Origin of the sequence: Acinetobacter sp. NIPH 817 (assembly GCF_000368405.1) — a bacterium.
GTDB lineage: Bacteria > Pseudomonadota > Gammaproteobacteria > Pseudomonadales > Moraxellaceae > Acinetobacter.
Genome location: NZ_KB849420.1, coordinates 2909466 through 2920410 on the forward strand (window position 1 = coordinate 2909466; position 10945 = coordinate 2920410).

Here is a 10945-nt window from a genome sequence, read left to right on the forward strand (position 1 = left end):
TATAGTTATAAAATAGAGCTTATTCTTCTTTATATGCCATTTATTTCACAATACGCAACACTGTATTCGCTACTCAAAGCTTTAAATCCTTGTGCATCATCCCTATTATGATGGGTAATTAAAATTTATGAGATTCTCCCATGCGTGTTGATGTCTGGTCTGATGTAGTTTGCCCTTTCTGTTATATCGGCAAAAAACGCCTTGAACATGTAGCTGCTGAAGCAGGTATTGAGCTTGAAATTCACTGGCATAGTTTCGAATTAGATCCTGATGCGCCAGCAAAACATGACACTTCAAATACTGAGCGTTTAGCTAAAAAATATGGTCGCACCTATGAAGAGATGGAAGAAATGGAACGCAATATTGCGGCCATGGCTGCCTCTGAAGGTATTGATTTCCAATGGCAAAAGGCGAATTCTGGCAATAGTTTCAATGCACACCGTATTATTCACCTTGCGCAAAGCAAAGGCTTAGGCAATCAAGCAAAAGAAGCTTTTTTCCATGCTTATATGACTGAAGGTCTGGCAATTGGTGAACGTGAAGTTGTAGAAGAAATTGCTTCACGTATTGGTCTTGATAATGCGGAAGTTGAATTTGTATTGGATACCAATGAGCTCTCTGATTTTGTTCGTCATGACGAAAAGATTGCTAAAGAGCAGTTAAATGTTACGGGCGTACCATTTTTTGTATTTGATCAACGAATCGCACTCGCGGGTGCTCAACCACGTGACGTCTTTTTAAAAGTCTTAGAGCAAGCACAACTGAAAGCAAATGCTGAAGCAGTTGAGCAAGATGATGCAGCTGTTTGTAATGATGAATCATGTGATATTCCACAGAAATAATTCAACCCAATTGAAAGTGTGATGAAATCGTATGTTTTATCACCATTTTAGCAATAGAGCGTTCTAAAAAAAGAACTATCTAATTGTTTAAAATCAGTTTATGATTGCGTCTTAGAATATTCGCGCTGTAATGTTCTGTTTTTTATGTGTTTAATGATCGGAATTTGAAGTTTCCTTGATCTATCATCCCCCTTAATTGGGGGATTTTTTTTGGTTAAAAATAATCGCTACTAGCTTAAACTTTTTAATTTATTTCAAATATGTAAAAAAAGTTAAATTTACTTAACTTTTGTGTCGCCCTCTTGATTTTATTAGAAAAATCAACAAAAGTGGAAACAACAACAAAACATAAAGATAGATATGAAAACATTTCACGTAATGCCCTACCGGCAGCTTTTTGCACTTTTAACTATTGGATTCGGTTCGGTATGCATTGCTCATGCAGAAACGAGCTCTTCCACTCAAAGCCAACAAATAGAAGGTTTGTCATCTGGAGTTCAAACCGAAGCTACAGCAGATGAAAATCTGTTAGATCAGATTCCACGTTGGGTAGATGCGACCCCAACCCTTTTTCCAGAGCAATCTAGTCAGCCTATTGTTCCCCCTACCGAACAAACAGAAGATCAAACCTGGGTTGACCGTAAGCAAAAGAAAATTCGTAATTGGGCCGATCGTACTTCTGAAAAAATTGATAACTGGTTTGGTGAAGTCGATCCACAAAAACCTGCTACTGCAACTATTCGCGTAATGGTCGATAACTATTGGAATGAATACGATAATTTTGAAATTAAGCCCAGAATACGAGGCAAGATTAAATTACCAACGCTAGAAAAACGGCTCAGCGTAGTGTTTGGTGATGACTCTCTTGATAATGAATTTAATAACAGCCCGGCCAATATTAACCAAAACCCAAATCAAGACTCCAATAAGAAGCTAAATGGTAAACAAACGCGAGATGACAACAGCTCGATTGCTTTACGTTGGTCAAATTTCTCGAAAAAATTGCCTTTTGAAACAGATGCTGACTTAGGTATTCGTTCTGGAGACGATATTTATGTTCGTTTAAAAGCATCAAGAGATTGGCAACTCCGTAATGATTTTAAGTTTTATGCTGAACAAATTTATCGTTACGGTATAGACAGTGAAAACTACTTACGTACCAATCTTGAACTGACCCATGCCAGACCAAATCAACCAATTTTATCAAATCAGTTCAGCTTAACTTATGCTGATGATCAAGATGATGATCTAAGTTGGGAAAACAGGGTCTTCCGTGAACATAGTTTCTTTGCAAACAACCGTTTTAACTATGGTATTTATACAGGGGGTTATTACAACGACAATGACTTGCGTTTGAATAGTTGGGGACCATTTGTTTCATGGCGCCAACCTGTTTTACGTGAATGGTTCTTTGTTCAAGGAGATGTAAATTACTTTAATGATCACCGTGAAGATCGCAACCATTTCGTCAGTACATTCTTGCGCTTAGAAGCGCTTTTTTAAGCTGCTATTCATCACCTTGGAATTCTTCCAAGGTGATGAATAATAAAATACTTTTAAATAAAAATTTAAGCTTAGGCTTTTAAAGTACTGTTCTAATTTTTATTTTTGATTCCTTCGCCTTAAAAATGAATCAATTTTCTTCTTTTTCATTTCAAAATAGATCGGCTATCTTCATTTGTATTTATAGTTTGGGTGTATTGACTTTAATTCCGCATACTCAATTTTTTTATAATACGTTCAAGCACCAACGGTCACGGCGTTATCCTTATTCTTCTACGAGTTTTACTAAAGTAAAAAGACAATCACTTTCACTCTCTCCTTGTGAAATAGAGACAAATGATGCTTTACCCGATGTCGCCTTAATTCAAGAACTAATGGCTGTATTTGGAAATGATACATTGTGGAGACGAGTGACTCAGCCTGAACAAACTTATAAGGCCTTTGGTAAGAAAAAGAAGAAGAACTCTTCAGCTCAGGTTTCGACAACTAATCCACTGAGTGCAAGCTGGGCGACCATTTCAACATGGATGCCTTTTGAAAATAATCTTGATTTAGGTTCAAACTCAGAAAACGATGTTTATGTACAATTTTTGGCAAAGAAAAAATGGAATTTAAGACATAACATTAGTTTGGATACCGAACAGGTATTTCGCTACGGTTCTACTAGCCGGAACTACACCGAGACAACGCTAAACTTAACGCAGAAAATGCAAGATAACACTCTTTTCGCTAATAAATTTAATGTGAATAAGAGTGAAAATGAAGATTATAGTTGGGGAAATTGGACTTTCCAGCAGTATCAATTTTTAAAGGATAATCATCTTACTTACGGTGTGTATAGTGGTGGCGTATATACCAAAAATGACATTCGACTAAATAGTTGGGGGCCTTATATTTCATGGCGCCAGCCTGTGTGGCGAGATTGGCTTTTTATGCAAAATGACCTTAACTTTTTTAACCATATTGATGATGATTCGAAACATCAGCTCAGCGTTCAAATGAATCTCGAAGCTAATTTTTAATCAAAAATTATCAAATTGTGGATAACTCTTTCTTTATCCACAAAAAAAAGCCCCTGAAAGTTCAGAGGCTTTTTTTACGCTGAATTACTTCAGCAATAAGCTATTAATACGTTTTACATAAGCTGCTGGATCTTCAGGTAAACCACCTTCAGCAATAACAGCCTGATCGAAAATCACGTTTGCCAAGTCATCAAACTGCTCTGAACCTTCAAGTTTTTTCACTAAAGGATGCTCAGGGTTAATTTCTAAGATTGGTTTGATTTCAGGTACTTCTTGTCCCGCTTGTTTTAGCATCCGGATGAGTTGAGGCGATAACTCACCTTCGCTTGTTACTAAACATGCAGGCGAATCAACGAGACGTGTAGTCACGCGTACTTCTTTAGTTTTAGCTTTCAATGAGTCACTTAGTTTCTCAACAACAGGTTTGAACTGTTCAGCGGCTTGCTCAAGTGCTTTTTTCTCTTCAGCATCTTGCAAATCACCTAAATCAACCGCGCCTTTTGACACATTCTTTAATGGTGTACCGTCAAACTCTTGAACAAAGTTCATTGCCCATTCGTCAACACGCTCTGCCATTAATAATACTTCAATGCCTTTTTTCTTGAACAACTCAAGCTGTGGTGAGTTTTTCGCTGCCGCTAAGCTGTCAGCAGTCACATAGTAGATGGCTTTTTGGCCCTCTTTCATACGTGCCTTATAATCAGCAAAAGAAGTTGTTACTTCATCATTTGTTGATGTCGCATAACGTAATAATTTTAAAATACGTTCACGGTTACCAAAGTCTTCGCCCAAGCCTTCTTTAAGTACTGAACCAAACTCACTATAGAACGTCTTGAATTTTTCTTGATCTTTTTCATCTTCAGATTTAGCCAAGCCATCAAGTACAGTTAGTACGCGGCGTGCATTACCCTCACGAATCGTTTTGACATCACGGCTTTCTTGCAACAACTCACGGCTGACATTCAGTGGTAAATCAGCACTATCCACTACACCTTGAACAAAACGTAGATAATTTGGAATTAAGTTATCCGCATCATCCATAATAAAGACACGTTTCACATAGAGCTTAATGCCCGCTTTTGCTTCACGAGTAAAAATGTCATGTGGCGCTTTACTTGGAATATAAAGTAATTGCGTATATTCAGTACTACCTTCAACACGGTTATGCGCCCAAGCCAGTGGTGCTTCAAAGTCATGCGTTAAGTTTTTATAGAACTCAACATACTGTTCTTCCGTGACTTCGCTCTTGTTACGTGTCCATAAAGCGCTGGCTGAGTTAATTGCTTCCCACTCGCCAGTTTTGACCATTTGGCCGCCTTTAGGCTCCTCACCTTCAGCAACCTCTTCTTCTTGCCAAACTTCTTTTTGCATTTCAATTGGCAAACTAATGTGGTCAGAGTATTTATTAACGATCTGCTTAACTTTATAAGATTCTAAATAATCAAGCGCGTCATCACGCAAGTGAAGAATAATGTCGGTACCACGTGAAGCCTTATCAATTTGTTGAACTTCAAACTCGCCTGTACCACCGCTAATCCAACGCACCCCTTCAGATGCATCTAGACCCGCACGGCGTGATTCCACGGTAATTTTATCAGCAACAATAAAACCTGAGTAAAATCCAACACCAAATTGACCAATCAACTGAGCATCTGCTTTTTGATCGCCAGTCAATTTTGACATGAAATCTTTAGTACCCGATTTTGCAATCGTACCTAAGTTATCAATCGCTTCTTGCTGATTTAAGCCGATACCATTATCAGAAATGGTTAAAGTTTTATCTTCTTTATTTAAAATAACTCGTACATGTAAATCTGGATCATTTTCATAATATTCAGGATGATTAATTCCTTCAAAACGCAACTTATCACATGCATCTGATGCATTAGAGATCAGCTCGCGTAAGAAAATCTCAGGGTTAGAATAGAGAGAATGCGTCACTAAATGTAAAAGCTGTGCAACTTCCGCTTGGAAACTATAATTTTGTGATGCTTGTTCACTCATAAATCACTCCTTAAATTTTGAAGTCTGTTTGTTCTCGAATGCTTTATGAATGGAGTACTTCTAGAATTTTTCAATCCTGAATATTAAAAATTTTTACTCTAATTAAAATGGACCGTGGCTTAACACTCTATCTTGCAATATTGCATCTAACTGCTGTTGTCGTTGTTGATAAGCTTTGCTAATACAACTTACAGCAGCCGCACAAGCATTTCTTTTTTTCAGCCATTGCTGCTGAGCATCTTTTTGACTGTCCCGCCCACCCATTGGTAAAGCATGCAGAACAATTTGATAGGTTGTTGCCATTTTCACATCGGCATCATTTAAAGAACGGTTTTTACAAATACTCTTTTCCGTTTTCGTTTTTGCAGCATCACATGAGAAACTTGCAGCTTGCAAACTTTGTGTAAAAGCGATACCACTAAAAATAGCCAAACACATCGCTAATTTTTTGTTCATGATTTTATTCCCATGTTTTGTAATGAATAGAAATTAGTTTAGAAAAAAACTTGCATAAGATATGTATAAAACTGTCTGTTTTATGCTTTTTTTAGTGCAAATAAAATCCATAAAAAAACCTCACATAAAATATATGTGAGGTGCCTGAGTCTAGGTTTATTATTATATTTTTTCTATTTATTATTATGCTTAAAATTTATAGCTATAACCTAAAGTGTAAACAAACGGATTAATATCTAGATCAAACTTAGTCCCATCATTTAAAGTAACTTCTGGGCTTATATCAGCATAACGAACATCTACAAATACTCCCCAATTTTTAGCATCTGCAGGTTGGAAATTAAAACCAACTTGTCCTGCCACACCAAAATCTTCTTTCACATCTTTTACAATGCCATCTTCATCCCAAGCAATAAATGCTGTTGCACCAACACCAATATATGGCGTAAAACGAGTCGAATTTTTAAAATGATATTTAGCAGTAATGGTTGGTGGTAACTGTTTAAGACTCGCTACCTTATTTCCATTTAGCAACACATCATGGTTAACAGGTGCTGCTAATAATAACTCTGCCGAAAATGGAGACTGACCAAAAAAGTATTCTACCGATGGCGTAAATGCATATTCATGATCTGCTTTAACTACAGTGTTTTCAGCAAGTGTCGTATCTTCCGAAGGAGCGATAACACTACCACCAAATTTCACTTGCCAATTACCAGCAAAAGTAAAAGAAGACATCCCCATTAATGCAACAACCAAAACTTTTTTGAACACTTTAATATCTCCAAACTTATTTATATTTATAATAAACATGTATTTTAAAATCATGCAATACACATTATAAAATTAATTTATCATTTATTTTTAAATAACTGTTTTAAATAAAATTATATATTAACCAACTATTTTAATTGGTTTTTATTCCAACCTTATTAATCAAGATTATTTTATATGACCAACTATTTTAATATACTTTTCAATCCTGAGTATTTTAATATAATTTATTTTAAATACATCTTTTATTTAATCAATAAAAAACCTTCTTAATTTAAATCTAAAGATCATCATTAAGAAGGTTAATAATTTAATATTTTATAAAAAATCTATAAAACCATTGCAGCAATCCAACCAAAAATTAATAGCGGAATATTAAAATGAATAAATGTAGGTACAACCGTATCCCATATATGGTCATGTTGCCCATCCACACCTAAACCGGCTGTTGGCCCTAAAGTTGAATCAGAGGCTGGTGAGCCTGCATCACCTAATGCTGCTGCTGTCCCAATAAGGGCAATCGTTGCTAATGGTGAAAATCCAAACTGTACGCATAAAGGCACATAAATAACGGCTAATACAGGTACACTTGAGAAAGATGAACCAATACCAATCGTGACAAATAAACCAATACAAAGCATTAAGAAAGCTGCAAGTGCTCGATTATCCCCAATTATTTCAACCACACCTTTGACCAGTTGATTGATATCTCCAGTATGCGTCATTACCGATGCAAAGCCAGCAGCAGAAATCATAATGAAACCTACCAAGGCCATCATTCGCATACCTTGTACAAAGACATCATCTGCATCTTGCCACTTAAAAATTCCGGCAGTAGATAGAACAGCAAAACCGACCAAACCACCCAAAATCATTGAACCTGAATAGAGCTGTGCAGCGAGTGTCAGGCCAATTGCAAGCAATGCCATATAGATTGTTTTCTTTGCAATTACGGGCGCTTGCTCTGCCTCATGCTTTAACTCTTCTGCATCTGCTTTTAAGTCAGCTGTTTCATCTTGCGCTGTTGCACGAAGAGGCTTATCTAAATCAATCGTTGCAGTTCGTGTAATAGCACGATCAGCATAAATTCTTGGTTTACGGTAACTAATAAATACAGCAACCAAGGTACCTAAAACCATTCCCAACACAGGAATAGCCATGCCAATTGACATCATGCCACGCTCTACATGCAAGCCATACGCTGCGCCAACTTTGTTGATATTTCCCATCAAAATTTGTTCAAGGAAAATTGCACCAAATCCAACCGGAAGAAAAATATAAGTTCCGACTAAACCTAGCGTAAGAACACAGGCTGCTGCTCGACGATCTAACTTTAAATGGTTCATTACCCGTAATAATGGCGGAACGAGTACGGGAATAAAGGCGATATGAACCGGAATAAGGTTCTGAGAGAAAATAGCAGCGATGAGTAAAATACCTAACAGTAGATATTTCACTTTCGTTTCGCGGCTTTTTCCAGCTTCCATTCCCAACAAACCAATCAGTTTATGGGCAAGTAAGTCAGGTAAACCAGATTTTGAAAGTGCCAGAGCGAATGCCCCTAACACAGCATAGGCAAGTGCAACTTCAGCACCATCACCAAGACCAGCGTTAAAGGCATCAACGGTTTGAGAAAGGCTTAAACCTGCTACGAGGCCGCCTACAATGGCAGAAACCACTAAAGTCAGTACGACAGAAACGCGCGCCAGTGATAATAAAAACATCACTGCAATCGCAATAACGACAGCATTCATGAATAAATTCAGAGCAAAACAAAAGGCGACATTCTATCAGATTCAGACCTATGAAGCCGAAAATATCGCCTAATTAACAGTTTTATGCAGTCACTCAATGATTAAGCTTGGGCCTTAATAAACTGACGAATATGATCTGCAATTTTTGCCGGCTCACTTAGAATTGCCCAGTGATTTGCTTCAAGCTCTACATATTCAAAATTTTCTACCCACTTTGGCATAGCCTCAGTAATATATTCAGGGCTCACAAAAGTATCATATTTTAAAATAATGGCTTTAACTGGACATTGAGCATAACGCTGACGAGGGCCAGTTAAACGAGGAATAAAATTTGCTCGATATAAATTAATGCCATATTTACCATCTGCATTAATATTATTATTTAAAGGTAAATTACTTTTTCTCTCTAGCTGAGTCAGGACTTTCCCCCATTTTTCAGGGCTAAAAAGAGACCATACTGTTGGTGCTAAAAAAGGAAGATGGAATGCACCGATATACCAAGATTTGGTTAATATTTTTAGGATCTGAGCTGGTGAAGATTTAAATTTATCACGCAAAAATAAAGCTGCATGATCAAGACATGGCCCAGAAATGGTTGTGTATGATAATAACCGTCCTTTAAATTTAGGCTCAGTTACTGACTCCCAAGATTGAATTGAACCCCAATCATGTGCAGCCATATGGAATTGACGATTTGGTAATAATTCATCAACCACTTCTTGTAAATCTAGAGATAACCGCTCTAAACGGTAATCGCGTATACGTTTTGGTATAGACGACAAACCCGCCCCACGTACATCATAGGTGACAATGTAAAAGTCATTGATTAAATTTTCAATGATTGATTCCCATACTTCTTGATTGTCAGGATAACCATGTACTAAAACCAACGGTATATTTTTTTCGTCGCCCCATGTTTTGGCACAAAGCGTTTGTTGGTCACTTGTTGTTACTGTATGAACTTTTGGCTGCATAATCATTTCCTATCTTGTTTTTCAATCGATCATGTCGTTAGTCGGATAGAGCATTGCCATCAATATAAAAAAGATGATACTTATCTAGTATGAATACTGTTTCAATAAAAAAAATTGACTATTATGGCTATTTTAAGAAGACTTCAGAACAATCCTACGATTTCAAAATTTCTATTTAATCACTACCCACCTTATCGTGGTGCAGGGATTTATATTGAAATCATGAATTTAGAACTTTGCCATGTACGTGTGAAAATGCCTCTGACCTGGAAAAACCAAAACTTGGTCGGAACACACTTTGGGGGGAGTCTTTATTCAATGGTTGATCCATTTTACATGATGATTCTGCTGCATCATCTCGGATCAAAATATATTGTTTGGGATAAAGCTGCTGAAATTAATTTTCTTTCCCCTGGTCGAAGTACGGTATATGCAGATATTCGAGTAGATTTAGCTGAGATTGAGCAAATACGTGAGCTTGCTGAAAACTACGACCCTGTTTTAAGAACTTATCATCTAAATATTTTTGATGAATCTGGGGTAAGAATTGCCGAAGTTAAAAAAACGCTTTATATCCGACGTAAAAAAGCAAAACCTTTCCCTCAATGAAAATAAGCGCTAAAAAGCGCTTATTTTCTTCAATCAATACTGTGTTATCTTTTTTCTTCAATCGCTGCACCAGCACCACCACCTATCGCACCGCCAATTGCAGCACCAGAGTCACCACCCAATATTGCTTTACCTACCACAGAACCGATACCAGCTCCGATCGCACTCTTAGTCGTGGTTTGTTTACTACCGCCTTGGCTATTTGAACCAACACCAGCACCTACTGCTGCACCTAAGCCTGCACCAACACCACCGCCTACATGGTTACCTAAGCCACCACCTAGTGCTCCACCTGCTGCTGCTGCACCAATACGCTGGTCAGACGGACTCATATTTTGACAACCCGTAATCATAAGCGTAGACAACATTAAAGCAGAAACTAATCCTATTGTTTTTTTCATGGCCATACTCCTATTACCTGTTCTAATGAAAAGAATAATCCTCTTTTATGAGTAATTTGATCAGATTGTGTTATTCATCTGTCCTAATCGATTGATATTTTGTAAAGCTCATCTATTTATGCTCATTAAGCAAAATTTTAATTATAAAAAAGACATAAAAAAGAAGCCTCTAACAGGTTAAAGACTTCTAGGTTTAAACATTATTAGGAATACTTTTAGTACTTCCCTTTCTTCTCTTCATAAGCTGCGCCCGCACTACCACCCAGTGCACCACCTGTAGCAGCACCAGCATCGCCACCAATGATTGCGCCACCTAACACCGCACCAACACCAGCACCAATTGCACTATTACGCACGGTTTTACTACTAGATCCTTTTGCATTAGCTGCTACGCCGGCACCGAGAGCCGCTCCTAAACCTGCGCCAATATTACCGCCCACATGTTTACCTACAGCACCACCTGCGCCACCACCGATCGCAGCCGAACCAATACGTTTACTCTCTGGGCTCGCATTCTGGCAACCAACAAACAAAGTTGTTGACATCAGGCCAACGCTCGCAATCGTCATCATTTTTTTCATTAGATTTACTCCAGTCTCCATAAGC

11 protein-coding genes are annotated in these 10945 nt (G+C 37.6%); 4 read left to right on the top strand and 7 right to left on the bottom strand.

Going from position 1 to position 10945, the window contains the following annotated elements; all coding sequences use genetic code 11:
* The first annotated feature begins 140 nt into the window (after positions 1–140).
* The 3 genes from F968_RS17300 (at position 141) to F968_RS17310 (ending at position 3367) form a co-directional block, all read left to right on the top strand.
* Positions 141–842 carry a DsbA family oxidoreductase gene (locus F968_RS17300; RefSeq protein WP_004795074.1) on the top strand — a complete coding sequence of 234 codons (702 nt, stop codon included), beginning with the start codon at positions 141–143 and terminating at the stop codon, positions 840–842.
* A 360-nt stretch (positions 843–1202) separates the two neighbouring features.
* A complete protein-coding gene (locus tag F968_RS17305; protein WP_004795076.1) occupies positions 1203–2345 on the top strand; it encodes a hypothetical protein in 1143 nt (380 codons plus the stop codon).
* Positions 2346–2470: 125 nt separating this feature from the next.
* A complete protein-coding gene (locus F968_RS17310; RefSeq protein WP_004795079.1) occupies positions 2471–3367 on the top strand; it encodes a hypothetical protein in 897 nt (298 codons plus the stop codon).
* An 84-nt stretch (positions 3368–3451) separates the two neighbouring features.
* On the opposite strand, the gene htpG is transcribed toward F968_RS17310, so the two are convergent.
* The 5 genes from htpG to F968_RS17335 all read right to left on the bottom strand — a co-directional run bounded on the left by htpG (position 3452) and on the right by F968_RS17335 (position 9335).
* Positions 3452–5371: a molecular chaperone HtpG gene (gene htpG, locus F968_RS17315; protein WP_004795082.1), complete on the bottom strand. Its 1920-nt coding sequence runs from the start codon at positions 5369–5371 to the stop codon at positions 3452–3454.
* A gap of 102 nt (positions 5372–5473) precedes the next feature.
* Positions 5474–5827, bottom strand: a complete 354-nt coding sequence (locus tag F968_RS17320; RefSeq protein WP_004795083.1) for a lysozyme inhibitor LprI family protein — start codon at positions 5825–5827, stop codon at positions 5474–5476.
* Between the two features lie 189 nt (positions 5828–6016).
* Entirely contained in the window at positions 6017–6601 is a 585-nt protein-coding gene (locus F968_RS17325; RefSeq protein WP_004795086.1) for an OmpW/AlkL family protein, read from the bottom strand.
* 329 nt (positions 6602–6930) lie between these two features.
* A complete protein-coding gene (locus F968_RS17330) occupies positions 6931–8355 on the bottom strand; it encodes a Na+/H+ antiporter family protein (RefSeq protein WP_004795088.1) in 1425 nt (474 codons plus the stop codon).
* Positions 8356–8456: 101 nt separating this feature from the next.
* Positions 8457–9335 (bottom strand): alpha/beta fold hydrolase, encoded by an 879-nt coding sequence (locus F968_RS17335; protein WP_081399578.1) that lies wholly within the window; start codon positions 9333–9335, stop codon positions 8457–8459.
* Positions 9336–9452: 117 nt separating this feature from the next.
* Here F968_RS17335 and F968_RS17340 point away from each other — a divergent pair, with 117 nt between their 5' ends.
* Positions 9453–9938 (top strand): DUF4442 domain-containing protein, encoded by a 486-nt coding sequence (locus F968_RS17340; RefSeq protein WP_004795093.1) that lies wholly within the window; start codon positions 9453–9455, stop codon positions 9936–9938.
* A 44-nt stretch (positions 9939–9982) separates the two neighbouring features.
* On the opposite strand, the gene F968_RS17345 is transcribed toward F968_RS17340, so the two are convergent.
* The gene (locus tag F968_RS17345) at positions 9983–10339 is read right to left on the bottom strand and encodes a hypothetical protein (protein WP_004795095.1); all 357 of its coding nucleotides are present in this window, start codon (positions 10337–10339) and stop codon (positions 9983–9985) included.
* Positions 10340–10554: 215 nt separating this feature from the next.
* Positions 10555–10920: a hypothetical protein gene (locus tag F968_RS17350; protein WP_004795096.1), complete on the bottom strand. Its 366-nt coding sequence runs from the start codon at positions 10918–10920 to the stop codon at positions 10555–10557.
* Positions 10921–10945 lie beyond the last annotated feature (25 nt).

Excerpts from the sequence above, each read along its gene's own strand:
- F968_RS17340 (WP_004795093.1), top strand. The coding sequence starts at position 9,453 with ATGGCTATTTTAAGAAGACTTCAGAACAATCCTACGATTTCAAAATTT.
- F968_RS17330 (WP_004795088.1), bottom strand. The coding sequence starts at position 8,355 with ATGAATGCTGTCGTTATTGCGATTGCAGTGATGTTTTTATTATCACTG.
- F968_RS17345 (WP_004795095.1), bottom strand. The coding sequence starts at position 10,339 with ATGAAAAAAACAATAGGATTAGTTTCTGCTTTAATGTTGTCTACGCTT.
- F968_RS17335 (WP_081399578.1), bottom strand. The coding sequence starts at position 9,335 with ATGATTATGCAGCCAAAAGTTCATACAGTAACAACAAGTGACCAACAA.
- F968_RS17300 (WP_004795074.1), top strand. The coding sequence starts at position 141 with ATGCGTGTTGATGTCTGGTCTGATGTAGTTTGCCCTTTCTGTTATATC.
- F968_RS17350 (WP_004795096.1), bottom strand. The coding sequence starts at position 10,920 with ATGAAAAAAATGATGACGATTGCGAGCGTTGGCCTGATGTCAACAACT.
- htpG (WP_004795082.1), bottom strand. The coding sequence starts at position 5,371 with ATGAGTGAACAAGCATCACAAAATTATAGTTTCCAAGCGGAAGTTGCA.
- F968_RS17320 (WP_004795083.1), bottom strand. The coding sequence starts at position 5,827 with ATGAACAAAAAATTAGCGATGTGTTTGGCTATTTTTAGTGGTATCGCT.
- F968_RS17310 (WP_004795079.1), top strand. The coding sequence starts at position 2,471 with ATGAATCAATTTTCTTCTTTTTCATTTCAAAATAGATCGGCTATCTTC.
- F968_RS17305 (WP_004795076.1), top strand. The coding sequence starts at position 1,203 with ATGAAAACATTTCACGTAATGCCCTACCGGCAGCTTTTTGCACTTTTA.